The organism is Kluyvera sp. CHPC 1.251 (assembly GCF_036759945.1).
Lineage (GTDB): Bacteria > Pseudomonadota > Gammaproteobacteria > Enterobacterales > Enterobacteriaceae > Kluyvera > Kluyvera sichuanensis.
Window position 1 is genome coordinate 560,546 of record NZ_JAPKIC010000001.1, and the last position, 24,254, is coordinate 584,799.

Consider the following 24,254-nt stretch of genomic DNA (forward strand, 5'->3'; position numbering starts at 1 on the left):
GTGATAGGCAGACTCAGAGGCATCATTCTCGAAAAACAACCCCCGCTGGTCCTTCTGGAGACGGGCGGCGTAGGCTATGAAGTGCATATGCCGATGACCTGTTTTTACGAGCTGCCGGAAGCCGGGCAGGAAGCCATTGTCTTCACCCACTTCGTCGTACGTGAAGACGCACAGCTGCTTTACGGATTCAATAACAAGCAGGAACGGACGCTGTTTAAAGAGCTGATTAAGACCAACGGCGTTGGGCCGAAGCTGGCGCTGGCAATCCTCTCAGGGATGTCGGCGCAGCAGTTCGTCAACGCGGTCGAGCGCGAAGAGCTTGGCGCGCTGGTTAAGCTGCCGGGCATCGGCAAGAAAACGGCTGAGCGCCTGATTGTCGAAATGAAAGACCGCTTTAAAGGCCTGCATGGCGATCTCTTTACGCCTGCTGCGGATCTGGTACTCACCTCTCCAGCAGGCCCAAGCGCCGACGACGCGGAGCAGGAAGCAGTTGCTGCGCTGGTGGCGCTGGGCTATAAACCTCAGGAAGCCAGCCGAATGGTGAGCAAGGTTGCCCGTTCGGATGCCAGCAGTGAAACATTGATCCGCGAAGCGCTCCGCGCGGCGCTATGAGGTAGAGGATGATTGAAGCAGACCGCCTGATTTCGTCAGGCAGTAGCATGGCGGAAGAGGTGGCGGATCGCGCCATCCGCCCTAAGTTACTGGCCGAGTATATCGGTCAGCCGCATGTTCGCTCGCAGATGGAGATCTTTATCCAGGCGGCGAAGCTGCGCGGCGACGCGCTTGACCACCTGCTAATCTTCGGCCCACCGGGGTTGGGGAAAACCACGCTGGCGAATATTGTTGCCAATGAAATGGGCGTAAACCTGCGTACCACGTCCGGTCCTGTGCTGGAAAAAGCGGGCGATCTGGCGGCAATGCTGACCAACCTTGAACCCCATGACGTGCTGTTTATCGATGAAATTCATCGTCTTTCGCCGGTGGTGGAAGAGGTGCTCTATCCGGCAATGGAAGATTACCAGCTCGATATCATGATTGGGGAAGGCCCGGCCGCGCGGTCGATTAAAATTGACCTGCCGCCGTTTACCCTGATTGGCGCCACTACGCGTGCAGGCTCGCTGACCTCGCCATTGCGTGATCGCTTCGGTATTGTGCAGCGCCTCGAGTTTTATCAGGTGCCTGATTTGCAGCATATCGTGGGGCGCAGCGCGCGCTTTATGGGGCTGGAAATGAGCGATGATGGCGCGCTGGAAGTAGCCCGTCGCGCGCGCGGTACTCCGCGTATTGCCAACCGACTGCTGCGTCGCGTACGTGACTTCGCAGAAGTGAAGCATGACGGCACCATTTCGGCGGATATCGCCGCGCAGGCGCTGGATATGCTTAACGTTGATGCAGAAGGCTTTGACTATATGGACCGTAAGCTGCTGCTGGCAGTGATCGACAAATTCTTCGGTGGGCCGGTTGGGTTGGATAACCTGGCGGCGGCAATCGGGGAAGAGCGGGAAACCATTGAAGACGTACTGGAGCCGTACCTGATTCAGCAGGGGTTCTTACAGCGTACTCCTCGTGGGCGTATGGCGACGAGCCGTGCGTGGAACCACTTTGGTATTACGCCACCGGAAATGCCTTAGTACCTGATGGCGCTGCGCTTACCGGGCCTACACGATTCTGTAGGCCCGGTAAGCGCAGCGCCACCGGGGAAATCAGACCGCCGCTTTCTTCGACATACTCAGAATAAACAGCAGCGCCGCACACAGCACCACGGATGGCCCAGCCGGGGTGTCATAGAACGCCGAGAAGGTTAACCCGCCGGTGACGGCAATCATTCCCACGCCAACGGCGACTCCCGCCATCTGCTCCGGGGTACGGGCGAAACGACGCGCCGTAGCCGCAGGGATAATCAGCAGTGACGTGATAATCAGCGCACCGACAAACTTCATCGCTACGCCAATGGTCAGCGCGGTAACCAGCATCAGCAGCAGTTTCACCCGCTGTAGCTTCACGCCGTCGACAAACGCCAGGTCCGGGCTGATGGTCATCGACAGTAAATTGCGCCACTGCCAGAACAGAATCGCCAGCACCACCACAACGCCCAGCGCGATAGAGATAAGATCCTGCGGCGTAACGGCCAGCAGGTCGCCGAACAGATAGGCCATCAGATCGACGCGAATATTCGACATCAGGCTGACCACCACCAGACCTAGCGACAATGCGCTGTGCGCCATGATGCCTAGCAGGGTATCCACGGCGAGGTGAGGGCGTTTCTCCAGCCACACCAGACCGCCAGCCAACACCAGCGTCACGGCAATAACCGCATAGAACGGGTTCACGTTCAGTAACAGGCCAAAGGCGACGCCAAGCAATGAGGCATGAGCCAGCGTATCGCCAAAGTAGGACATTCGTCGCCAGACCACAAACGAGCCCAGCGGGCCGGCAGCACACGCCAGCATCATTCCGGCAAGCCAGCCGGGAAGTAAAATTTCAATCATGACTGCCCATTTCCCCGACGTAAAACAATACGGCCCTGTAAATCATGGCGATGATTATGCTGATGGCGGTAAATCCCCAGCTGTTCTGCGCCGCGCGGGCCGAACATCGAGATAAACTCAGGGTGCATCGACACCACGTCCGGCGTGCCCGAGCAGCAAATATGATGATTCAGACACAGCACGTCGTCGGTCTTCGCCATCACCAGATGCAGGTCGTGCGACACCATCAGCACCGCGCAGTCGAGCTCCTGGCGCAGCTGGTTAATCAGATCGTAAAGGGCAACCTGACCGTTAACGTCCACGCCCTGAGTCGGTTCATCCAGCACTAGCAGCTGTGGCTTATTCAGTAGCGCACGTGCCAGCAGCACGCGCTGGGTTTCCCCACCTGAAAGCTTCTGCATGGGGGCATCCTGTAGATGCCCTGCCTGTACGCGTTTGAGCGCCGGAAGGATATCTTCTTTTCGCGTTGCCGGATGCAGGCGTAAAAAACGCTTGACGGTTAGCGGCAAGGTGGCGTCGAGGTGTAACTTTTGCGGCACATAGCCGATGCGCAAATGTTTATCGCGAATGACAACGCCATCGCTAGGTGCTACGAGGCCGAGCACCACGCGTACCAGCGTTGATTTGCCCGCGCCGTTCGGACCAAGCAGCGTCAGAATGCGGCCTGGCTTGAGATTCAATGAGATGTCGGAGAGCACCCGGCGTTGGCCGAAAGTGACGGAGACATTTTCCAGTGATACAAGATTCGTCATAGCAATTAGGGGTTGCACAAGATAGTGAATGTTATAATATCACACATCACTTATCCATTTCGATTAATAGACGCATTATGTTACAGAAAAATACGCTTCTTTTCGCAGCTTTATCCGCTGCACTTTGGGGAACGACAGCACAGCATGCTGATGCTGCCGTCGTGGCATCACTCAAGCCGCTAGGCTTTATTGCTTCAGCCATTGCAGACGGTGTAACAGAGACGCAGGTTTTACTGCCTGACGGTGCGTCTGAACATGATTATTCACTGCGCCCATCTGATGCAAAACGCTTACAGAACGCGGACTTAGTCGTATGGATTGGTCCAGAGATGGAAGCATTTATGGACAAGTCATCGCAAAGCATTCCCGACAACAAAAAAGTCACTATCGCCCAGCTTGACGGGGTGAAACCGTTACTCATGAAAGGGGCCGACGACGACGACCATGATGGTGGTGATGGAGACGATCATGACCATGCTCACGGCGAAAAAGGTGACGTGCATCACCATCATGGCGAGTACAACATGCATCTGTGGCTCTCCCCAGAGATAGCGCGGCTGTCGGCGGTTGCAATCCATGACAAATTAGTGGAACTTATGCCCCAGAGTCGAGCCCGGCTCGATGCCAACCTGAAGGATTTTGAGGCCAATCTGGCCGCAACCGATAAGCAGGTGGCGAGCGAGCTGGCACCGGTGAAAGGAAAGGGGTATTTCGTTTTTCATGATGCCTATGGCTATTACGAAAAACACTACGGTTTGACGCCGCTTGGGCACTTCACCGTCAACCCCGAAATTCAACCCGGTGCGCAGCGTTTACATCAAATAAGAACACAGTTGGTTGAGCAAAAAGCGACCTGCGTTTTTGCTGAGCCACAATTCAGGCCCGCTGTCGTTGAATCTGTTGCGCGGGGAACCAGCGTTCGCATGGGAACGCTCGATCCTCTTGGCACGAATATACAGCTGAGCAAAGAGAGCTATCCGGCGTTTCTTACTCAACTGGCGACCCAGTATGCGAGCTGCCTGAAAGGAGATAAGTAAGGAAGTGAATACGTGCAGCAGATAGCCCGCTCTGTCGCTCTGGCATTTAACAATTTGCCGCGGCCCCACCGCGTTATGCTGGGGTCACTTACCGTTTTAACACTGGCCGTCGCTGTCTGGCGGCCTTACGTTTACCATCCAACCTCTTCATCCCCCGTCGTCCGAACGATTGAGCTGGAGAAAAAAGAGATTCGCTCGCTTCTGCCAGAGGCTAGCGAACCGATTGACCAGTCTGCACAGGAAGACGAAGCCATCCCTCAGGATGAGCTGGACGATAAAGCCGACAACGAAACGGGCGTGCATGAATATGTGGTATCCACGGGCGATACCCTGAGCAGCATTCTGAATCAGTACGGCATCGATATGGGGAACATCAGCCAGCTTGCCTCGGTTGATAAAGACCTGAAAAACATGAAAGTGGGGCAGCAGCTCTCCTGGACGCTGAACGACGACGGTGATTTACAGCGTTTGACCTGGGAGATGTCGCGCCGCGAAACCCGTACCTACGACCGCGTTGCTAACGGCTTCAAAATGAGCAGCGAGTTGCAGAAGGGTGATTGGGTTAATAGCCTGGTCAAAGGCACCGTCGGCGGAAGCTTCGTGACCAGCGCCGTCAACGCCGGTTTAACCAGTGCGGAAGTGAGCGCGGTGATTAAATCGATGCAGTGGCAGATGGACTTCCGTAAGCTGAAAAAAGGCGACGAGTTCTCAGTGCTGATGTCGCGCGAAATGCTCAACGGCAAGCGCGAACAGAGCCAACTGCTGGGCGTGCGTTTACGCTCCGATGGCAAAGACTACTACGCAATCCGCGCTGAGGACGGTAAGTTCTACGACCGTAACGGTACAGGGTTGGCGAAGGGCTTCCTGCGCTTCCCTACTGCACGTCAGTTCCGCGTGTCGTCGAACTTTAACCCACGCCGTTTGAACCCGGTAACCGGTCGCGTAGCGCCGCACCGTGGCGTGGACTTTGCGATGCCGCAGGGTACGCCAGTGCTGGCCGTCGGTGACGGTGAAGTGGTGGTGGCGAAGCGCAGCGGTGCGGCGGGTTACTATGTTGCCGTACGTCATGGTCGCACCTACACCACTCGCTACATGCACTTGCGTAAGCTGTTGGTGAAACCAGGTCAGAAGGTGAAACGCGGTGACCGTATTGCGCTTTCCGGTAATACCGGTCGCTCTACTGGCCCGCACCTGCACTATGAAGTGTGGATTAACCAGCAAGCGGTGAACCCGCTGACGGCGAAACTGCCGCGTACCGAAGGGCTGACCGGTTCGGATCGTACCGATTACCTGGCGCAGGTGAAAGACGTTCTGCCGCAGCTGCGTTTCGACTAATTTCGCCTAAGAAGTATCCGTTCAGAGCCGGTGCCTATACAGCACCGGCTTTTTCTTTTGTGCGAAGCACCTGGCCTCGCTACACTATCTGATTATCCACATGACCCGATGATTCGACCCTGGAATAGGCATGGAAACGAAAAAAAATAACAGTGAATACATTCCCGAGTTTGAGAAATCTTTCCGCCACCCCCAGTACTGGGGTGCCTGGTTAGGCGTGCTGGCGTTTGCGGGAGTTGCTTACGTGCCGGCAAAAATCCGCGACCCTATTCTGGGTAAACTCGGTCGCCTGGCGGGGAAATTTGGCCGCAGCGCGCGCCGTCGCGCGCAGATCAATCTGCTGTACTGCTTCCCGGAAAAAAGCGAAGCCGAGCGCGAAGCCATTATTGATGAGATGTTTGCCACCGCGCCGCAGGCGATGGTCATGATGGCTGAACTGGCGCTGAAAGGGTCGGAAAAAATTCTGCCGCGTCTCGACTGGCAGGGGCAGGAGATTATCGATGAGATGCGAGCCAACGGCGAAAACGTCATCTTCCTGGTGCCGCACGGCTGGGGCGTTGATATCCCGGCGATGGTGATGGCGTCCCAGGGGCAGAAAATGGCGGCGATGTTCCATAACCAGGGCAACAAGGTCTTTGACTACGTCTGGAACACCGTTCGTCGTCGCTTTGGTGGCCGTCTCCACGCTCGTAACGACGGTATCAAACCGTTTATTCAGTCGGTCCGTCAGGGCTACTGGGGCTACTATCTGCCGGATCAGGATCATGGCCCGGAGCACAGCGAATTCGTGGACTTCTTTGCCACCTATAAAGCGACGTTGCCAGCGATTGGCCGCCTGATGAAGGTGTGCCGTGCGCGCGTGGTGCCGCTGTTCCCGGTTTATGATGGCAAAACACATCGCCTGACCATTCTGGTGCGGCCACCGATGGATGACCTGCTGGAAGCTGACGACAACACCATCGCGCGCCGCATGAACGAAGAGGTGGAGATTTTCGTTGGGCCACATACCGAGCAGTACACGTGGATCCTGAAGCTGCTGAAAACGCGTAAGCCGGGTGAAACCGAGCCGTATCAGCGCAAAGAGCTCTACCCAAAGAAAAAGAAATAGTCCCGTAGCCCGGCCGAATGAAACGACGCCGGGCTACGACGGCAAAAAAAAAACCGGACATTGTCCGGTTTTTTTATATCGAGAATCACTTACTCGACGGTCAGGATACGCGTGGTGTTGGTTGAGCCCACGGTGCTCATCACGTCGCCCTGAGTCACGATAACCAGGTCGCCGGACATCAGGTAACCTTTGTCGCGCAGCAGGTTCACCGCATCGTGTGCCGCTGCAACGCCGTCGCATTCACTATCGAAGAATACCGGGGTGACGCCACGGTACAGCGCCGTCAGGTTCAGCGTACGCTCGTGACGAGACATCGCGAAGATAGGCAGTCCGGAAGTGATACGGGAGGTCATCAGCGCGGTACGGCCAGACTCGGTCATGGTGATGATGGCGGTCACGCCTTTCAGGTGGTTAGCCGCATACATTGCCGACATGGCAATCGCTTCTTCCACGTTGTCGAACTGCACGTCCAGACGGTGTTTAGAGACGTTGATGCTTGGGATCTTCTCAGCGCCAAGACAAACGCGCGCCATGGCCGCCACGGTTTCAGAAGGGTACTGGCCCGCAGCGGTTTCCGCAGACAGCATCACCGCATCGGTACCGTCCAGCACGGCGTTTGCTACGTCCATGACTTCCGCACGGGTAGGCATTGGGTTGGTGATCATCGACTCCATCATCTGGGTCGCGGTAATCACGGAACGGTTCAACTGACGCGCGCGACGAATCAGCGCTTTCTGGATACCGACCAGCTCAGGGTCGCCGATTTCAACGCCCAGGTCGCCACGGGCAACCATTACCACGTCGGAGGCCAGAATGATGTCGTCCATCGCGTCCTGGCTGCATACTGCTTCCGCACGTTCTACTTTGGCGACGATTTTCGCATCGCAGCCCGCTTCACGCGCCAGGCGGCGAGCGTAGTTCAGGTCTTCACCACAGCGCGGGAAGGAGACGGCCAGGTAATCAACGCCGATTTTAGCGGCGGTATGAATATCCGCTTTGTCTTTATCGGTCAGGGCTTCAGCCGAGAGGCCACCGCCTAACTTGTTGATGCCTTTATTATTGGACAGCGGGCCACCGACGGTGACTTCGGTGAACACCTTCATGCCCTGGATTTCCAGTACTTTCAGCTGTACGCGGCCATCATCCAGCAGCAGGATGTCGCCCGGCACGACGTCGGCAGGCAGACCTTTATAGTCGATACCCACTTTCTCTTTGTCGCCTTCGCCTTTACCGAGGTTGGCATCGAGCAGGAATTTGTCGCCGATATTGAGGAAAACTTTACCTTCTTTGAAGGTGGAAACGCGAATTTTTGGTCCTTGCAGATCGCCAAGAATAGCTACATGGCGGCCCAGTTTTGCTGCGATTTCGCGTACTTTGTCAGCGCGTAGCTGATGATCTTCTGGTGTTCCGTGAGAGAAGTTCATGCGTACGACGTTAGCACCGGCGGAAATTACCTTCTCGAGGTTGTTATCGCGGTCGGTTGCTGGGCCTAACGTGGTGACGATCTTGGTTCTGCGAAGCCTTCTGGACATGTAATACTCCGTTGACTAATACAACTCAGGTGTTGCGTGAACAGGATTCGGTAGCAAGCGTTACCGAATGTTTTAATAGATTACACCGTTATTATCGCTTTTAATGATTATCGCTGTGTGCGGATAGCTCTTTATCAAACCGCGATTCCTTTAACGCTTCTTTGACTCGCTTCAAGTTATCCCGGAATTTTGCTCCTCGACGCAGGGTAAAACCGGTTGCCAGGACATCGATCACGGTAAGCTGCGCGAGTCGGGAGACCATTGGCATATAAATGTCGGTATCTTCGGGAACGTCCAGCGTGATGGCAAGGGTCGCTTCTCGGGCCAGCGGTGTGCCGGCGGAGGTGATGGCGATAACCATAGCATCATTTTCCCTCGCCACCTGGGCAACCTCAACCAGGCTTTTAGTTCTACCGGTATGGGAAATCAGCACAACAACGTCATCGTCGCTGCAATTCATACAGCTCATACGTTGCAGTACGATGTCATCAGAATAGATGACCGGGACGTTAAAGCGAAAAAACTTGTTCATGGCGTCGTGCGCCACGGCGGCGGAAGAGCCTAAGCCGAAGAAGGCAATTTTCTTGGCCTGGGTCAGCAGATCCACCGCGCGGTTAACCGCCGACATATCCAGCGACTGGCGCACGTGCGCCAGGCTTGCCATGGCGGACTCGAAAATTTTGGCCGTATACGCCTCAACGCTGTCATCTTCATCAACATTACGATTAACATACGGTGTACCGTTGGCCAGACTTTGGGCAAGATGGAGCTTGAAGTCGGGGAATCCACGGGTCTCCATACTGCGACAGAAGCGGTTAACGGTAGGTTCGCTGACCTCGGCCTCAAGGGCGAGCGCGGCAATGCTTGAGTGGATTGCCTGTTCAGGAGCGGCAAGAATAACTTCCGCCACTTTTCGCTCGGATTTGCTAAGGTTTTCCAGTTGGGTCTGGATTCTTTCCAGCATGTTCATCGTGACAAGTTGCTCATAGATTGAAACGATTCCATTAATGGGTGAAATCTGCAGGCGTTTTAGCAAGAATATACGCCTGAAGCCTGGCGAAAAGTGGAGAGAAACGGCAAAAAATGTTGTTTTTTTTCATTACATGATCAGCGTCGTATTTTAACAGACGCCGCTCGGGCGAAAGAACGAACAATACTGGCGGATTGCCTAAAACTCAGGCCTTGATGGTTCCGATTTGTGCGATCGGACGCGGTGACGCGCGTTAAAGGGTTTCGGCAATTTCGTAAACACAGTACAGTGCACCGTAAGAAAATTACAACGATATTCGCTATTTTTCAGGAAAACCTGATAGCTAGCGGGTATATAACCTGGCAGCGCCTTTGGGTGGTAAACCGGGATCTTTAACTGAGGAGAATGACATGGCGGTAACGCAAACGGCCCAGGCATGCGATCTGGTCATTTTCGGCGCGAAGGGCGACTTGGCCCGCCGAAAATTGCTGCCTTCCCTGTATCAGCTGGAAAAAGCCGGCCAGATTAACCCGGACACCCGGATTATCGGCGTAGGCCGTGCCGACTGGGATAAAGCGGCATACACCAAAGTTGTCCGCGAAGCGCTCGAAACCTTCATGAAAGAGAAGATTGACGAAAGTTTGTGGGATACCCTCAGCGCGCGTCTTGATTTTTGCAACCTTGATGTTAACGATGCGCCAGCATTTTCGCGTCTGGGTGAGATGCTCGATCAAAAAAATCGCATCACCATTAACTACTTCGCCATGCCGCCTAGCACCTTTGGCGCCATCTGCCGCGGCCTGGGTGAAGCGAAGCTGAATGCCAAGCCTGCGCGCGTCGTGATGGAAAAACCGCTGGGTACCTCACTGGAGACATCTCGTGAGATCAACGACCAGGTGGGTGAATACTTTGAAGAGTGCCAGGTTTACCGTATCGACCACTATCTGGGTAAAGAAACGGTGCTGAACTTACTGGCGCTGCGCTTTGCCAACTCCCTGTTCGTGAACAACTGGGACAACCGCACTATCGATCATGTGGAAATTACCGTGGCTGAGGAAGTCGGGATTGAAGGCCGTTGGGGCTATTTCGATCAGGCTGGTCAAATGCGCGACATGATCCAAAACCACCTGCTGCAAATTCTGTGCATGATTGCGATGGCACCGCCGTCCGATCTGACCGCTGACAGCATTCGTGATGAGAAAGTGAAAGTGCTGAAGTCGCTGCGCCGCATTGACCGCAGCAACGTTCGCGATAAAACCGTGCGTGGCCAGTATACCGCAGGGTTTGCGCAGGGGCAGAAAGTCCCGGGCTATCTGGAAGAAGAGGGTGCAAACAAATCCAGCAGCACCGAAACCTTCGTTTCTATTCGTGTGGATATTGATAACTGGCGTTGGGCGGGTGTGCCGTTCTACCTGCGTACCGGTAAACGTCTGCCGACTAAATGCTCTGAAGTGGTCGTCTACTTCAAAAACCCTGAGCTGAACCTGTTCAAGGAAACCTGGCCTGAGCTGCCGCAGAACAAACTGACTATCCGTCTGCAGCCGGATGAAGGCGTGGATATCCAGATCCTTAACAAAGTTCCAGGCCTGGAGCACAAGCATAACCTGCAGGTGACCAAGCTGGATCTGAGCTACTCCGAGACCTTCAATCAGACTCACCTGGCGGACGCCTACGAACGTCTGCTGCTGGAAACCATGCGTGGTATTCAGGCGCTGTTTGTGCGTCGTGACGAAGTGGAAGAAGCGTGGAAGTGGGTCGACTCCATCACGGAAGCATGGGCGAGCGATAAAGACGCGCCAAAACCGTACCAGGCTGGCACCTGGGGACCGGTAGCTTCGGTTGCGATGATCACCCGTGATGGCCGCTCCTGGAATGAGTTCGAATAACCGGCCGCGATAATCCGGAAGGGTTATTTTACCGGTAACATGATCTAACACAGCATGTAGTGCTATTTTTACGCATTTAAGCCCCGGGTGGATTCACCACCGGGGCTTTTTTTATTACACTACGGGCAGACCTTTGCCTCTGAGCTGCGCTATACGGGCTTTCTCGATAAATCAGACCAATGATTTAACCGTGTAAGATAGCGGCCTGGACAGAAAAATTTTAAGGAGCCTTTATGAACTCTGTAATGTTACGCGTAACAAATCGTATTATTGAACGCTCGCGTGAAACCCGCGAAGCCTACCTGGCGCGTATCAATCAGGCAAAAACTGAAACGGTTCACCGTTCTGAACTTGCCTGCGGTAACCTGGCACACGGTTTCGCTGCCTGCCAACCGGACGATAAAGCATCGCTGAAGAGCATGCTGCGTAACAATATCGCGATCATTACCTCCTATAACGACATGCTTTCTGCCCATCAGCCTTATGAACACTACCCGGAGCTGATCCGCAAAGCGCTGCACAGCGTGAATGCGGTCGGTCAGGTCGCGGGCGGCGTACCGGCCATGTGTGACGGTGTGACGCAAGGGCAGGACGGTATGGAGCTTTCTCTGCTGAGCCGCGAAGTGATTGCAATGTCCGCCGCTGTTGGCCTGTCCCATAATATGTTTGACGGCGCGCTATACCTCGGCGTGTGCGACAAAATCGTCCCAGGGCTTGCCATGGCGGCGCTCTCCTTTGGTCATCTGCCGTCTGTCTTTATCCCATCAGGCCCGATGGCGAGCGGCCTGCCGAACAAAGAAAAAGTACGTATTCGTCAGCTGTATGCAGAAGGTAAAGTGGATCGTAACGCGCTGCTGGAGTCTGAAGCCGCGTCCTATCACGCGCCGGGCACCTGCACCTTCTATGGCACTGCCAACACCAACCAAATGGTGATCGAATTTATGGGCATGCAGCTGCCGGGTTCCTCATTCGTTCACCCTGACGCACCGCTGCGTGCTGAACTGACCGCTGCCGCAGCGCGTCAGGTAACGCGTATGACCGGTAACGGTAACGAGTGGATGCCGCTCGGCAAAATGATCGACGAAAAAGTGGTGGTCAACGGCATCGTGGCGCTGCTGGCAACCGGTGGTTCAACCAACCACACCATGCACCTGGTGGCGATGGCGCGTGCGGCGGGCATCATCATCAACTGGGATGATTTCTCCGATCTCTCTGAAGTCGTGCCGCTGATGGCGCGTCTCTACCCGAACGGCCCGGCCGATATCAACCACTTCCAGGCGGCAGGTGGCGTACCGGTACTGGTACGTGAACTGCTGAAAGGCGGCCTGCTGCACGAAGACGTTAACACGGTGGCCGGTTTTGGTCTCTCGCACTACACCATGGAACCGTGGCTGAACGACGGCAAGCTTGACTGGCGTGAAGGTGCAACCGCGTCGCTGGATGACAACATCATCGCCACTTTCGACAAACCGTTCTCAAAACACGGCGGTACCAAAGTACTGAGCGGCAACCTGGGTCGTGCGGTGATGAAAACATCGGCGGTACCGGTTGAAAACCAGATTATTGAAGCGCCAGCCGTGGTATTCGAGAGCCAGCACGATGTGCTGCCAGCGTTCGAAGCAGGCTTACTGGATAAAGATTGCGTGGTTGTTGTGCGCCATCAAGGGCCAAAAGCGAACGGCATGCCAGAATTACATAAACTTATGCCGCCACTTGGTGTATTATTGGACCGCTGTTTCAAAATTGCGTTAGTTACTGATGGACGACTGTCCGGTGCATCCGGTAAAGTGCCGTCAGCGATCCACGTAACCCCTGAAGCTTATGACGGTGGCCTGCTGGCGAAAGTGCGCGATGGCGACATGATTCGCGTCAATGGCCAGACTGGCGAGCTGACGCTGCTGGTTGATGAAGCTGAACTGGCCGCACGCCAACCGCATATTCCCGATCTGAGCGCTTCGCGCGTGGGGACAGGCCGTGAACTGTTTAGCGCACTACGGGAAAAACTGTCCGGCGCAGAGCAGGGCGCAACCTGTATTACCTTTTAAGATGACACGTTTTGTAGATCTGGCGAGAGAAAATTTCTGATGAAAAACTGGAAAACAACTGCTGAAGCAATCCTGACCACCGGCCCGGTAGTACCGGTAATCGTGGTTAACAAGCTTGAGCACGCAGTACCGATGGCGAAAGCGCTGGTTGCGGGTGGCGTACGTGTTCTGGAAGTGACGCTGCGTACCGCTTGTGCGATGGACGCTATCCGCGCCATTGCCAAAGAAGTGCCGGACGCTATCGTGGGCGCGGGTACCGTGACCAACGCTCAGCAGCTGAAAGAAGTGACCGAAGCTGGCGCGCAGTTTGCTATCAGCCCAGGCCTGACCGATAGCCTGCTGAAAGCAGCGACTGCGGGTACCATTCCGCTGATCCCTGGTATCTGCTCCGTGTCTGAACTGATGCTGGGTATGGAACACGGCCTGAAAGAGTTCAAATTCTTCCCGGCTGAAGCGAACGGCGGCGTGAAAGCGCTGCAGGCGATCGCGGGTCCATTCTCTCAGATTCGTTTCTGCCCAACCGGCGGTATCTCTCCAGCTAACTACCGTGACTACCTGGCGCTGAAAAGCGTACTGTGCATCGGCGGTTCCTGGCTGGTGCCAGCTGACGCGCTGGAATCAGGCGACTACGATCGCATCACCAAGCTGGCTCGCGAAGCGGTTGAAGGCGCGAAGCTGTAAGGTGTTTGCTGCACCCAGCCTGATGGCCGGGTGAGCAAAAGAAGGGCGGGTATGCGCAAGCAGCCCGCCTTTTTTCTTATCCCTGAATCACCACTGCCGCGGCGGCAATTTTGGCGCGCTCGACGGCCTCTTCAACGCTGTCCGCCGTTGCCAGCGCTACGCCCATACGGCGAGAACCCGTAATATCCGGTTTACCGAACAGACGCAGCTGTACCCCGGCGCTTAGCGCATTCTGCACGTTATCAAAGGTGACGTTGCGGCTGGTCAGCGTGGGCAACAGTACCGCAGAAGCGGACGGGCCGTACTGACGAATGGCGCCAATCGGCAGCCCCAGGAAAGCGCGAACGTGCAGAGCAAACTCGGAGACGTCCTGCGAAATCAGCGTCACCATTCCGGTATCGTGCGGGCGAGGGGAAACTTCGCTGAATACCACGTCATCACCACACACAAACAGTTCTACGCCGAAAAGACCATAGCCGCCCAGTGCGAGCACCACCTCGCGGGCGATCTCCTGTGCACGCGCCAGCGCCAGTTCGCTCATCTGCTGCGGCTGCCAGGACTCGCGGTAGTCGCCATCTTCCTGACGGTGACCCACTGGAGCACAGAAGTGCACGCCGTCGACAGCATTGACGGTCAGCAGGGTGATTTCGAAATCAAAATTAACCACCCCTTCAACAATCACCCGACCCGCACCGGCGCGGCCGCCTTCCTGCGCATACTGCCAGGCCTGCGCCAGCTGATCTTCACGGCGAATAAAGGTCTGTCCCTTGCCGGATGAACTCATCACCGGCTTCACGATGCACGGCAGGCCGATATCGGTGACTGCCTCGCGGAACTGTGCTTCGCTGTCGGCAAAGTGGTAGGCCGAGGTGGGAAGCTTGAGGGTATCTGCCGCCAGACGGCGAATACCTTCGCGGTTCATCGTCAGTTTGGTTGCCCGGGCGCACGGCACCACTTTCTGGCCTGCCTGCTCAAGCTCAATCAGCGTGTCCGTGGCAATCGCTTCAATTTCTGGCACGATAAAGTCAGGCTTTTCCTGCGCAACCAGCGCTTTCAGGACGTTGCCGTCGAGCATGTTGATAACGTAAGCGCGGTGCGCAACGTGCATGGCCGGCGCATCGGCGTAACGATCGACCGCGATCACTTCAATGCCTAAGCGCTGGCATTCGATCGCCACTTCTTTACCTAACTCACCTGAACCCAGAAGCATTACGCGCGTCGCAGCGGGACGCAGAGCTGTTCCTAATAACGTCATTACCCATTCCACCGTCTATCCAAAGTTTGGCGCATTATAAACGAAAACGTTTGCGTCTGTCTTGCGAGTGGCACAAAAGGCGGATGAAACGTAGGATGAGGGGATAGGTTAAGTTGGCAATGAGCGCGACTTTTGCCAGGCTTAATAATGAATTAACACGACAAGAAGAATAACGAGATGCCACCTAAAGCGAAACGGATACCCCACACCATGACTTTGCATGGTGATACGCGCGTCGATAATTATTACTGGCTTCGCGATGACACGCGCTCTAAACCAGCGGTGCTTGATTACCTGCAGCAGGAGAACACCTACGGGCGTGAAGTGATGTCCTCCCAGCGCAGCCTGCAGGATCGCGTGCTTAAAGAGATTGTCGACAGGATCCCTCCACGTGAGGTTTCAGCGCCCTATATCAAAAACGGCTATCGCTATCGCCAGGTGTTTGAGCCGGGCCGTGAATATGCGATTTACCAGCGCCAGGCATTAAACAGTGATGAGTGGTCATTGCTGATTGATGAAAACAAACGGGCGGCGCACAGCGAGTTCTATACTCTGGGCGGGCTGAACGTCGCGCCGGACAATAACCTGTTGGCGGTAACCGAGGATTTCCTTTCCCGTCGCCAGTACAGTCTGCGCATTCGCCATCTGGAGAACGAAACCTGGCTGCCGGAAGTGATTGACGATGTTTCACCGGGCGTGGTGTGGGCCAACGATTCGCGCGTGCTTTACTACGTGCGTCAGCATCCAACGACGCTGCTGCCGTGGCAGGTGTGGCGACATCAGGTTGGGGCATCTACGGAACAGGATGAGCTTATCTATGAGGAGCAGGACGAGACGTTTTACGTCAGCCTGCATAAGACCTCTTCACGCCAGTACGTGGTGATTGCCTTGTCCAGCACTACCACCAGTGAAATGTTGCTGCTGGATGCCGACCAGGCCAACGCTAAGCCGCGCGTCTATGTACCACGCCGTAAAGATCACGAGTACAGCCTCGACCACTACCAAAACCAGTTCTACCTGCGTTCTAACCGCGAGGGTAAAAACTTCGGCCTGTACCGCAGTGAATCCTGGGAAGAGGCCGAGTGGCAAACCCTGATCGCGCCACGCGATGCGGTGATGCTTGAAGACTTTACGCTGTTTCGCGACTGGCTGGTGGTGGAAGAACGTCAGCGTGGCTTAACCAGCCTGCGGCAGATCCATCGCCATAGCCAACAGGAAACGGCAATTGCCTTTGACGATCCGGCCTATGTGACCTGGATTGCCTATAACCCGGAACCCGAAACCGCCTGCCTGCGCTACGGCTATTCATCGATGACCACACCGGACACGTTGTTTGAGCTGGATATGGACAGCGGCGAGCGCCGCGTGCTGAAACAGCAAGAGGTGAAAGGGTTTGACGCCAGTCGTTACCGCAGTGAACGTATCTGGATTACCGCACGTGATGGCGTCGAGGTGCCCGTGTCGCTGGTCTATCGTCATGAGCATTTCCGTCGTGGTAAAAATCCGCTGCTGGTCTACGGCTACGGCTCCTACGGGGCCAGTATGGACGCCGATTTTAGCAGCAGCCGCTTAAGCCTGCTCGACCGGGGCTTTGTCTTTGCCATCGCCCATATCCGCGGCGGCGGGGAATTAGGGCAGCTCTGGTATGAAGAGGGGAAATTTCTCAAGAAGAAAAACACCTTCAATGATTACCTGGATGCCTGCGATGCGCTGCTGGCGAAAGGCTATGGTGACCCGGCGCTCTGTTATGGGATGGGCGGCAGCGCGGGAGGCCTGTTGATGGGAACCGTGATTAACGAGCGTCCTGAACGGTTCCACGGCGTGGTTGCGCAGGTGCCGTTCGTCGATGTGGTAACTACGATGCTCGATGAGTCGATTCCACTGACCACCGGCGAGTTTGAGGAGTGGGGTAATCCGCAGGATGAAACCTACTATCGCTATATGAAGTCCTATAGCCCTTATGACAACGTCAAGGCACAGGTTTATCCGCACCTGCTGGTGACCTCCGGGCTGCATGATTCACAGGTGCAATACTGGGAACCCGCAAAATGGGTGGCCAAGCTGCGTGAGCTGAAGGTAGACGATAACCTGCTGCTACTGTGCACCGAGATGGACTCCGGCCACGGTGGGAAGTCTGGTCGCTATAAAAGCTATGAGGGGGTGGCGCTGGAGTTTGCCTTCCTGATTGCCCTGGCGCAGGGGACCTTGCCGGGGCAGTCCGAGCGCTAGCTACTACTCCAGGTAGTGCTTGAGAGTCACGCGCAGTTCCGGGCTCATGCGGTCGAGGTTGTTAAACAGCCAACGCAGGTAGCCCGGATCGTTTTTTGCTACTTCAGCCACTTCCTGCCCGCGGTATTTACCGAAGGTAAAAGTACGCAGCAGCGCCGGTCGGCCGGTGACGTCTACCATCTGATCCGGCGTCCAGCCTGATACCTGCATAATGTCAATCAGCAACGAGGCGGTGATATAACAGTCGTAAAGCGCGCGGTGATGATGAAGACCCGGGGGCGTTGCCACGCTTAGCTTGCGCGACTTGTACAGCGCCATATTGCTGTATTTGATACCAGGCCACAGGCGGCGGGCCATCTTCATGGTGCAGATCCACTCGCCGTCCATTTCTGGCAGCACGCGGCGGTCGAAGCTGGCATTGTGGGCAACGTACCAGGGGCTACCCTGATAAAACGGCACCACTTCCTCAATCCAGGGTTTGTCTGCCACCATCTCTTCGGTGATCCGGTGAATAGCCATCGCTTGCGGGCTGATAGGGCGGTCCGGACGCACCAGATGACTCATTGGGTTGACGATTTTGCCGTCAATAACATCAACGGAGGCGATCTCCACGATGCCCCCTTGCAGGTCACAGGTTTCTGTATCGATTACGCGCAGCATGGCAAACTCCGGCCTAAAACGTTTAGCGTAATGGAATGATCTCGCCTTGCCAACCCTGGTCGCTCTTTCTGCCCGTCAGCAGCAGTTCACCGCCATCAGCACGCACGATAAGCTGGCCGTTTTCATCCCATAACGCGCTGCCGCCAGAGAAGGTGCCATTGGCATAGTTTGATTTCAGCACGGCAATGGCGTACTTGTGAGCGAAGCGCTGCAGTCGCTGGCTGGTTCTCTGTTGTTGAGGTTCTGCCATCGAGCTGACCGTGGCCAGCAAGGAGGCCTGCGGTGAAAGCTCGCAACCTTCATGGTGCAGCTCAAAGACGCTGATTTGATCGGACTCAGGGGCCAGGCAGGTTCCCTGGCCCTGATGCTGTTTGATAGGGCCGGTGGCGTGCGGGGCGAAGATAACGATGCCTTTGATACGCTTACCGTCGTTTTCCATCGGCAGCCCGGCGATAATGGTCATCTGATGCCGCTGGGCGGCCTCGCTTAAGGGCTGTAGCTGGGTATCGTTCGGCGGTGCGGGCAAAGTTTGCTCGTCATCGGGACCGGTCAGAGAAAGCTCCGGGAAGATTAATACCTTACAGGCCTGCTCGGCGGCGGCATCGATAAACCGCAGATGGTGGGTAATGTTCTCAGCGACATCCCCTCTGCGGGGAGCATATTGCGCTGCAGCAATAGTCCATGTCAGCATAGTTGCATCCTTCAACACGTTGTCATTGGGCTTTTATTCCAGACGATAGTATCAGGATGGACGTAAGGAACTGTCACTTAGCGTAAGCTTTATTTGGCTTTTGGCTCGTACGGCAGGCGAGAAAGGTTTACCGAGGCTAAGCGGTGCGTAATTAACCGTTCGCGGAACCAGTCACGCAGGTGCGCTGGCTGCTCGCGTTCCACCACTTCGGCGACGACCGGCATATTGTAGCGCTCTTTAAACGCCACGCCTGCGGCGGCCAGATCGACATTTACTTTGTCCATCTCGTCCTGAGGTAGAGTTGCCAGATTGGTATGCATGATTTTCTCCTTGGGATAACGCGCAAAAGTTACTAAGAGTATCGCAAAATGGCAAGTCCAGAGGGTGCTCATCTCGACGTGAACATTATACAGCGTTATTCTTTGTCATATATCGATAACAAAAGGGAATGATGGAAATGAAATTCACCGCTCCTCGCACGCTGGGTGCCACGCTGTTTTTACTCGGATCGCTGAGTGCTTCACCAGTCTTTGCGCACGCTCATCTGCAGCAGCAAACCCCCGCGGCCAATTCGGAAGTCAGTCCGGCGCCGCAAACCTTAACGCTTAACTTCTCCGAAGGGATTGAGCCGGGATTCAGCGGCGTGACGCTAACCGGCCCCGAAAAGCGGATTATCCCGGTCGGTAAAGCGGTGCGCAACGAAAAGGACAACACGCAGCTGGTTATTCCGCTGAACGAAACACTGGGTGACGGGCTCTATACCGTCGAATGGCACGTGGTTTCCGTCGACGGCCATAAGACCAAAGGTCAGTACCAGTTTAGCGTCAAGTAACCATGCTGACGGCTCTCTACGTTGGGCTGCGCTTTGCCCACTTCGCCGCGCTGATGGTTGCCTTTGGCTGTACGCTTTACGCCGGATGGTGGGCACCAACAGAACTTCGACGTCTTCTGGTACAACGTTTTTCCAGACTGCTGCGCGGTTCGCTGATGCTGAGTGTGCTCTCGGCGATGCTGATGCTGGTGGTGCAGGGCGGGTTGATGGGCGATGGTTGGTCTGATACCTGGCGGCCGGAGATCTGGCAGGCGGTGGTGCAGACGCATTTCGGCAGCGTCTGGCTATGGCAGATAGTGCTTGCGTGGGTGGCACTGGGCGTGGCCTGGGTTCAGCCGCGACAGATGATGCGGCGACTTTTGCTTCTCTGCGTGGCTCAGTTTATCCTGCTGGCGGGCATCGGTCATGCAGCCATGAACGATGGGGCACTGGGTGTTTTTCAGCGCGTCAATCATGCGATCCATCTGCTGTGTGCGGGCGCATGGGTGGGCGGGTTAATTCCGTTCCTCTACTGCCTACGGCTGGCAAAAGGGCGCTGGCGTCAACCGGCAATTGCCACCATGATGCGTTTTTCGCGCTATGGGCATCTGGCGGTAGCGGGGGCCATCGCCAGCGGAGTCGTCAACGCATGGCTGATTCAGGGCGGATTCACCACCAGCACGTTTTACGGAGTAGCGCTGTGGGTGAAGTGTGGTTTTGTCGCGCTGATGGTGCTGGTGGCGCTTGCGAATCGTTACCTGCTGGTGCCGCGCATGCCGACGGCTCCTGAACGGGTGTCGCGTATTTTCCTGCGGACCACGCAGGCAGAAATTATCCTGGGAGCGCTGGTGCTGGCGTGCGTAAGCCTGTTTGCGACCTGGGAACCTTTTTAATTGAACTGGCGAATTATGAAAAAGATTATTCTCTCTTTGTTGTTATTAACGGCGTCGGGATCCGCGCTGTCGGCGCAGATCATTACCGTGAGCCGCTTTGAGGTGGGCAAAGATAAGTGGGCGTTTAACCGCGAAGAGGTGATGCTGACCTGCCGTCCTGATAACGCGCTGTACGTGATTAACCCGAGTACGCTGGTGCAGTATCCGTTGAATGATGTTGCCGAGCAGCAGGTGAAGGCGGGCAAAACGCAGGCGCAGCCGCTGAGTATCATCCAGGTTGACGATCCGAAACAGCCCGGCGTAAAAATGAGCCTGGCGCCGTTTATCGAACGAGCACAGAAACTCTGCTAATTCGCAAAATATCTGTTTAGAAATCAATAAAAAACCGCAAGCCTTTTGCAGAAAGGGCTGCGGTTTTTTTATGTTATGCCGTTTATTGAACGAAATTTTTCAGCTCACTGCCGTTGTGGACTGGAAAACCTGTCACGGTCATCTATTCTTATAAAGCAAGGCGACTTAGCCTGCATTAATGCCAACTTTTAGCGCACGGCTCTCTCCCAAGAGCCATTTCCCTGGACCGAAAACAGGAATCGTTTTCGGTCTCTTTTTATCTGCAGTTTCCCTTCCACAGGATAAACACACTTTGCTGCTTGCGTGCTTGTTAATCCAATGTAAACAGATTCTCGGCGGCATCCAAGCATTTTTGTGTCATTTAGCAAAAAAAAATTTCCGTGGAAATGTGAGGCCGCTAATAGAACATCGGAAAATCGCTGGATAATCATTTCGTTTGTCATAATTGCTATCTCGCTAATTATATTTACGCTCATTATTCGAATATTTATTTCAACTCGTGAATAAAAATCGCTATTTTTTTTTGAAGAAAAAGCGCATGCTTGCGGCGAGTTAAGCCACAGCCTGCCACGCCGCATCACACCTCTGTTTTCTGCCGTTTTGTAAATAAACGTCCGGGCAGTGAATTTGTCGAATGCAGTACTGTCAAACACTCATACGTACCGCTTAAAGACAGATGAACGGACTCGTTTTTTCCTTATGCGTTACCTTGTGCTGTGCTCCACGTTATCCGGAAGAAATGATGTTCCAGAATTTTGATGTTCGTTTACTTCACCCTCGTAATGGGCTGAAGTGGTTTGCGCTTGCTCTGTTATGGCTGGTGGTCCAACTCCCTTATCCGCTTCTTCATCTGCTCGGCACCTCCGTTGGTAAAGCGTCGCGCCGTTTTTTAAAACGCCGTGAACAGATTGCTACGCGCAATATTGAGCTTTGCTTTCCACATATGGATGCCGCCGAGCGCGAAAAACTGATTGAACAAAACTTTATGTCTCTGGGCATGGGGCTTATCGAAACCGGTATGGCCTGGTTCTGGAGCGATGCGCGTGTGCGCAAATGGTTTGATGTCGAAGGTTATGCCAACCTGATGCACGCGCTGAAAGAGCAGCGTGGGGTGATGGTGGTTGGTGTGCACTTTATGTCTCTGGAATTAGGCGGCCGTGCGATGGGTCTGTGCCGTCCAATGATGGCAACCTATCGTCCGCACAACGACCCGCTGATGGAGTGGGTACAAACCACCGGCCGTCTGCGCTCGAACAAAGCGATGATCGATCGTCGTAACCTGCGCGGCCTGGTTCAGGCGCTGAAAGCAGGTGAAGCGGTGTGGTTTGCGCCGGACCAGGATTATGGCCCGAAAGGGAGCGTATTTGCCCCGTTCTTCTCGGTGAGCGAAGCGGCCACCACCAACGGTACCAACGTGCTGTCACGCCTCTCTGGGGCCGCGATGCTGACCGTGACCATGGTGCGTAAACCGAATGTGAAGGGCTACACGCTGCACATTAGTGAAGCGATGACCGATTATCCTTGTGGGGATGAAGTGTCGGCGGCGAGCTACATGAACAAAATTATCGAACGCGAGATTTTACGTGCGCCGGAGCAGTATCTGTGGGTGCATCGTCGGTTCAAAACTCGACCGCGGGGAGAAGCGTCGCTCTACAAAGCGGTGCCACACGCCAAATAAAATAAATAACCCGCCTATAGGCGGGTTCCTTTTGGGTTAGACAAGCCGCATAACCCAGGCATCGGACGGTTGATCGTAATGTTTGCGATAGAGAACTGAATGTTCGCCATCAAGAAGGGCTGGGATGCTGATATCGGCATCCCAGGCATCCAACTGCATGCACAAATCGGGATCTGACTTACAAGGGATGCTTAACGTTCGCTCGCCGTGTTGTTCGGCGTGCAGCACGGCATCATCAATCTCGAATGCGCCGATGCGTACGCTGGTTTTGCTCATAATGCTCTCCGTTAATCTGCTGGCCGGTGTGGTACGACCAGTGGCCGTACCTTTTCATCCTAGCCAACGCAGAGCATTTCGCCAATTAAAAAATGCGCTTTTTTTGTGCGCTACTCCGACCTGTTGATAAAAAGTTTCCCATCGCGCACCAGTTCTCGCGGATAGCTGTTTTTCAGGCGAGAGCCAATACGCTTTGCCAGCCCGAGCGGAAAGCCCTGGAACGTGACAATCACGTCATCCTGCGCTGGGGCATTTTCCGGGTAGACGTCGCGCCCGCGATACCACTCCTGCGCTTCCTCTGCCGTTAACTCATGCCCCAGTTTCTCCGTGTTTGCCAGCGCGATAACCGCTTCATGCTGCCAACGGAAGCCTTTATTGTGGGTTTCAGCAAGCTTAATGCCGATGCGGGAGAAGCGAACTTTACCCAGCAACGGCTCGATTTCTGCCGGGAACAGCCAGATCTCTTTGTCGCGCTGCCAGAGCGTTAGCGACGCATCCCACTCGATTCCTACGCGCTTAGCGGCCTCGGATACCGCCGTTGACTCGCGGGTTTTCATTGGTGCAAACGGGAATTTTCCGACCTTGTAGCCCGGTGCGGGCAGCGGGTCGATCGCCGCTGTTTTATGCAGTCGAGCGACGAAGAAACCTTCGCAGTCGTAAATTTGTGGGAAGACGTGCAGATAGCCTTCCGGGGTCAGCGCCTGCTCGGCGGTTGGGAAAAGGTCGCCCAGCGGCAGCACTTCCACCGCTTCCGGATAACGCTCAAGCAGCCAGTTGACCACCGACTCATTTTCATCGCGGTTGAGCGTGCAGGTGGAGTAGACCAGCGTACCGCCGGGGCGCAGGGCATGAAACGCGCTGTCGATAAGTTCACGCTGGGTGCTGGCGATCTCCTGATTGCTGGCGAGTGACCAGTTTTTTAGCGCGTCCGGGTCCTTACGTACCACGCCTTCGCCGGAGCACGGAGCATCAAGCAGGATGGCGTCGAAGCACTCTGGCAGCGCCGCGCCAAATACGCGACCGTCAAAGTGGGTCAGGGCGGTATTCGCGATTCCGCAGCGGCTGATGTTGGCATGCAGCACCTTGACGCGGCTGGCGGAAAATTCGTTCGCCAGCAGCATGCCATGGTTTTCCATTCGGGCGGCGATCTGCGTGGTTTTCGAGCCAGGCGCGGCGGCGACATCCATTACGCGCGTGGGTTCTGCGCCGTCGGCAAACAGCGCGGCGACGGGCAGCATGGAGCTGGCTTCCTGAATATAAAACAGGCCACTTAAATGCTCGGCGGCGCTGCCCAGTGGGATCTCGTCGGCATTTTCACGTTCAATCCAGAAACCTTCGGCGCACCAGGGAACCGGGGTTAGCTGCCAGCCGTACGGCGCAACCAGCGCCAGAAAATCATCCACGGAAATTTTGAGCGTGTTGACGCGAATGCTGCGACGCAGCGGGCGCTGGCAGGCATCAAGAAATGCATCAAAAGAGAGATTTTTCGGCATGGCCTCGCGCATCTGCGCAAGGAATTCATCGGGGAAATAGACTGAGTTTTGAGCCACTGGCGAATACCACAAGGAGATAAAG

24 protein-coding genes are annotated in these 24,254 nt (G+C 55.3%); 13 read left to right on the forward strand and 11 right to left on the reverse strand.

Features of this window, described 5'->3' with window-relative positions; translation table 11 throughout:
* Together ruvA and ruvB are read left to right on the forward strand one after the other, a co-directional pair.
* A complete protein-coding gene (gene ruvA, locus V6940_RS02535) occupies positions 1-612 on the forward strand; it encodes a Holliday junction branch migration protein RuvA (RefSeq protein ID WP_035891707.1) in 612 nt (203 codons plus the stop codon).
* A gap of 8 nt (positions 613-620) precedes the next feature.
* Positions 621-1,631 (forward strand): Holliday junction branch migration DNA helicase RuvB, encoded by a 1,011-nt coding sequence (gene ruvB / locus V6940_RS02540; protein ID WP_185667577.1) that lies wholly within the window; start codon positions 621-623, stop codon positions 1,629-1,631.
* Positions 1,632-1,703: 72 nt separating this feature from the next.
* Here the strand turns inward: ruvB and znuB are convergent, their stop codons facing one another.
* Both znuB and znuC read right to left on the reverse strand, forming a co-directional pair.
* Positions 1,704-2,489: a zinc ABC transporter permease subunit ZnuB gene (gene znuB / locus V6940_RS02545; protein ID WP_185667578.1), complete on the reverse strand. Its 786-nt coding sequence runs from the start codon at positions 2,487-2,489 to the stop codon at positions 1,704-1,706.
* Entirely contained in the window at positions 2,486-3,241 is a 756-nt protein-coding gene (znuC, locus tag V6940_RS02550; RefSeq protein ID WP_185667579.1) for a zinc ABC transporter ATP-binding protein ZnuC, read from the reverse strand. The genes znuB and znuC overlap by 4 nt, the downstream gene beginning before the upstream one ends.
* A 77-nt stretch (positions 3,242-3,318) precedes the next feature.
* On the opposite strand from znuC, the gene znuA reads away from it, so the two are divergent.
* The 3 genes from znuA to lpxM all read left to right on the forward strand — a co-directional run bounded on the left by znuA (position 3,319) and on the right by lpxM (position 6,721).
* Positions 3,319-4,278, forward strand: a complete 960-nt coding sequence (gene znuA / locus V6940_RS02555) for a zinc ABC transporter substrate-binding protein ZnuA (RefSeq protein WP_333494708.1) — start codon at positions 3,319-3,321, stop codon at positions 4,276-4,278.
* A 12-nt stretch (positions 4,279-4,290) separates the two neighbouring features.
* Positions 4,291-5,613, forward strand: a complete 1,323-nt coding sequence (gene mepM / locus V6940_RS02560) for a murein DD-endopeptidase MepM (RefSeq protein WP_333494709.1) — start codon at positions 4,291-4,293, stop codon at positions 5,611-5,613.
* A 130-nt stretch (positions 5,614-5,743) separates the two neighbouring features.
* The gene (gene lpxM, locus V6940_RS02565) at positions 5,744-6,721 is read left to right on the forward strand and encodes a lauroyl-Kdo(2)-lipid IV(A) myristoyltransferase (protein ID WP_333494710.1); all 978 of its coding nucleotides are present in this window, start codon (positions 5,744-5,746) and stop codon (positions 6,719-6,721) included.
* An 89-nt stretch (positions 6,722-6,810) separates the two neighbouring features.
* On the opposite strand, the gene pyk is transcribed toward lpxM, so the two are convergent.
* A complete protein-coding gene (pyk, locus tag V6940_RS02570) occupies positions 6,811-8,253 on the reverse strand; it encodes a pyruvate kinase (protein WP_035891694.1) in 1,443 nt (480 codons plus the stop codon).
* 100 nt (positions 8,254-8,353) lie between these two features.
* Entirely contained in the window at positions 8,354-9,223 is an 870-nt protein-coding gene (locus V6940_RS02575; RefSeq protein ID WP_035891692.1) for a MurR/RpiR family transcriptional regulator, read from the reverse strand.
* Between the two features lie 410 nt (positions 9,224-9,633).
* On the opposite strand from V6940_RS02575, the gene zwf reads away from it, so the two are divergent.
* From zwf to V6940_RS02590, 3 genes are all read left to right on the forward strand, one after another.
* Positions 9,634-11,109 carry a glucose-6-phosphate dehydrogenase gene (gene zwf / locus V6940_RS02580; protein WP_185667582.1) on the forward strand — a complete coding sequence of 492 codons (1,476 nt, stop codon included), beginning with the start codon at positions 9,634-9,636 and terminating at the stop codon, positions 11,107-11,109.
* Between the two features lie 233 nt (positions 11,110-11,342).
* Positions 11,343-13,154 (forward strand): phosphogluconate dehydratase, encoded by a 1,812-nt coding sequence (edd, locus tag V6940_RS02585; protein ID WP_333494711.1) that lies wholly within the window; start codon positions 11,343-11,345, stop codon positions 13,152-13,154.
* A 39-nt stretch (positions 13,155-13,193) separates the two neighbouring features.
* Positions 13,194-13,835 carry a bifunctional 4-hydroxy-2-oxoglutarate aldolase/2-dehydro-3-deoxy-phosphogluconate aldolase gene (locus V6940_RS02590; protein ID WP_185667584.1) on the forward strand — a complete coding sequence of 214 codons (642 nt, stop codon included), beginning with the start codon at positions 13,194-13,196 and terminating at the stop codon, positions 13,833-13,835.
* Positions 13,836-13,911: 76 nt separating this feature from the next.
* Here V6940_RS02590 and purT read toward each other — a convergent pair whose 3' ends face one another.
* A complete protein-coding gene (gene purT, locus V6940_RS02595; protein ID WP_333494712.1) occupies positions 13,912-15,090 on the reverse strand; it encodes a formate-dependent phosphoribosylglycinamide formyltransferase in 1,179 nt (392 codons plus the stop codon).
* A gap of 177 nt (positions 15,091-15,267) precedes the next feature.
* Between purT and ptrB the strand changes: the two genes are divergently transcribed.
* On the forward strand, positions 15,268-17,319 hold the full coding sequence (gene ptrB / locus V6940_RS02600; protein WP_333494713.1) for an oligopeptidase B: 2,052 nt from the start codon (positions 15,268-15,270) through the stop codon (positions 17,317-17,319).
* A 3-nt stretch (positions 17,320-17,322) separates the two neighbouring features.
* Here ptrB and exoX read toward each other — a convergent pair whose 3' ends face one another.
* From exoX to V6940_RS02615, 3 genes are all read right to left on the reverse strand, one after another.
* A complete protein-coding gene (gene exoX, locus V6940_RS02605; protein ID WP_333494714.1) occupies positions 17,323-17,979 on the reverse strand; it encodes an exodeoxyribonuclease X in 657 nt (218 codons plus the stop codon).
* A 22-nt stretch (positions 17,980-18,001) separates the two neighbouring features.
* The gene (locus tag V6940_RS02610; RefSeq protein ID WP_333494715.1) at positions 18,002-18,670 is read right to left on the reverse strand and encodes a carbon-nitrogen hydrolase family protein; all 669 of its coding nucleotides are present in this window, start codon (positions 18,668-18,670) and stop codon (positions 18,002-18,004) included.
* A gap of 89 nt (positions 18,671-18,759) precedes the next feature.
* A complete protein-coding gene (locus tag V6940_RS02615) occupies positions 18,760-18,990 on the reverse strand; it encodes a DNA polymerase III subunit theta (RefSeq protein ID WP_185667589.1) in 231 nt (76 codons plus the stop codon).
* A gap of 137 nt (positions 18,991-19,127) precedes the next feature.
* Between V6940_RS02615 and yobA the strand changes: the two genes are divergently transcribed.
* From yobA to V6940_RS02630, 3 genes are read left to right on the forward strand one after another with little or no spacing between them, the layout of a single operon-like run.
* Positions 19,128-19,502 carry a CopC domain-containing protein YobA gene (yobA, locus tag V6940_RS02620; protein ID WP_333494716.1) on the forward strand — a complete coding sequence of 125 codons (375 nt, stop codon included), beginning with the start codon at positions 19,128-19,130 and terminating at the stop codon, positions 19,500-19,502.
* 2 nt (positions 19,503-19,504) lie between these two features.
* Entirely contained in the window at positions 19,505-20,374 is an 870-nt protein-coding gene (gene copD / locus V6940_RS02625) for a copper homeostasis membrane protein CopD (protein ID WP_333494717.1), read from the forward strand.
* Between the two features lie 12 nt (positions 20,375-20,386).
* Positions 20,387-20,725, forward strand: coding sequence for a YebY family protein (locus V6940_RS02630; protein ID WP_185667764.1), 339 nt, complete (start codon positions 20,387-20,389; stop codon positions 20,723-20,725).
* Between the two features lie 188 nt (positions 20,726-20,913).
* Here the strand turns inward: V6940_RS02630 and V6940_RS02635 are convergent, their stop codons facing one another.
* A complete protein-coding gene (locus V6940_RS02635) occupies positions 20,914-21,378 on the reverse strand; it encodes a hypothetical protein (protein WP_333494718.1) in 465 nt (154 codons plus the stop codon).
* Positions 21,379-21,467: 89 nt separating this feature from the next.
* On the opposite strand from V6940_RS02635, the gene lpxP reads away from it, so the two are divergent.
* Positions 21,468-22,403 carry a kdo(2)-lipid IV(A) palmitoleoyltransferase gene (lpxP, locus tag V6940_RS02640; RefSeq protein WP_333494719.1) on the forward strand — a complete coding sequence of 312 codons (936 nt, stop codon included), beginning with the start codon at positions 21,468-21,470 and terminating at the stop codon, positions 22,401-22,403.
* A 36-nt stretch (positions 22,404-22,439) separates the two neighbouring features.
* On the opposite strand, the gene V6940_RS02645 is transcribed toward lpxP, so the two are convergent.
* Positions 22,440-22,679 (reverse strand): YebV family protein, encoded by a 240-nt coding sequence (locus tag V6940_RS02645; protein ID WP_035891671.1) that lies wholly within the window; start codon positions 22,677-22,679, stop codon positions 22,440-22,442.
* 110 nt (positions 22,680-22,789) lie between these two features.
* A complete protein-coding gene (rsmF, locus tag V6940_RS02650) occupies positions 22,790-24,229 on the reverse strand; it encodes a 16S rRNA (cytosine(1407)-C(5))-methyltransferase RsmF (protein WP_333494720.1) in 1,440 nt (479 codons plus the stop codon).
* Positions 24,230-24,254 lie beyond the last annotated feature (25 nt).

Bases quoted from the DNA above. Each gene is read 5' to 3' on its own strand.
- ruvB (WP_185667577.1), top strand. From the start codon at position 621: ATGATTGAAGCAGACCGCCTGATTTCGTCAGGCAGTAGCATGGCGGAA.
- znuB (WP_185667578.1), bottom strand. From the start codon at position 2,489: ATGATTGAAATTTTACTTCCCGGCTGGCTTGCCGGAATGATGCTGGCG.
- znuC (WP_185667579.1), bottom strand. From the start codon at position 3,241: ATGACGAATCTTGTATCACTGGAAAATGTCTCCGTCACTTTCGGCCAA.
- znuA (WP_333494708.1), top strand. From the start codon at position 3,319: ATGTTACAGAAAAATACGCTTCTTTTCGCAGCTTTATCCGCTGCACTT.
- lpxM (WP_333494710.1), top strand. From the start codon at position 5,744: ATGGAAACGAAAAAAAATAACAGTGAATACATTCCCGAGTTTGAGAAA.
- pyk (WP_035891694.1), bottom strand. From the start codon at position 8,253: ATGTCCAGAAGGCTTCGCAGAACCAAGATCGTCACCACGTTAGGCCCA.
- V6940_RS02575 (WP_035891692.1), bottom strand. From the start codon at position 9,223: ATGAACATGCTGGAAAGAATCCAGACCCAACTGGAAAACCTTAGCAAA.
- zwf (WP_185667582.1), top strand. From the start codon at position 9,634: ATGGCGGTAACGCAAACGGCCCAGGCATGCGATCTGGTCATTTTCGGC.
- edd (WP_333494711.1), top strand. From the start codon at position 11,343: ATGAACTCTGTAATGTTACGCGTAACAAATCGTATTATTGAACGCTCG.
- V6940_RS02590 (WP_185667584.1), top strand. From the start codon at position 13,194: ATGAAAAACTGGAAAACAACTGCTGAAGCAATCCTGACCACCGGCCCG.
- purT (WP_333494712.1), bottom strand. From the start codon at position 15,090: ATGACGTTATTAGGAACAGCTCTGCGTCCCGCTGCGACGCGCGTAATG.
- ptrB (WP_333494713.1), top strand. From the start codon at position 15,268: ATGCCACCTAAAGCGAAACGGATACCCCACACCATGACTTTGCATGGT.
- exoX (WP_333494714.1), bottom strand. From the start codon at position 17,979: ATGCTGCGCGTAATCGATACAGAAACCTGTGACCTGCAAGGGGGCATC.
- V6940_RS02610 (WP_333494715.1), bottom strand. From the start codon at position 18,670: ATGCTGACATGGACTATTGCTGCAGCGCAATATGCTCCCCGCAGAGGG.
- V6940_RS02615 (WP_185667589.1), bottom strand. From the start codon at position 18,990: ATGCATACCAATCTGGCAACTCTACCTCAGGACGAGATGGACAAAGTA.
- yobA (WP_333494716.1), top strand. From the start codon at position 19,128: ATGAAATTCACCGCTCCTCGCACGCTGGGTGCCACGCTGTTTTTACTC.
- copD (WP_333494717.1), top strand. From the start codon at position 19,505: ATGCTGACGGCTCTCTACGTTGGGCTGCGCTTTGCCCACTTCGCCGCG.
- lpxP (WP_333494719.1), top strand. From the start codon at position 21,468: ATGTTCCAGAATTTTGATGTTCGTTTACTTCACCCTCGTAATGGGCTG.
- V6940_RS02645 (WP_035891671.1), bottom strand. From the start codon at position 22,679: ATGAGCAAAACCAGCGTACGCATCGGCGCATTCGAGATTGATGATGCC.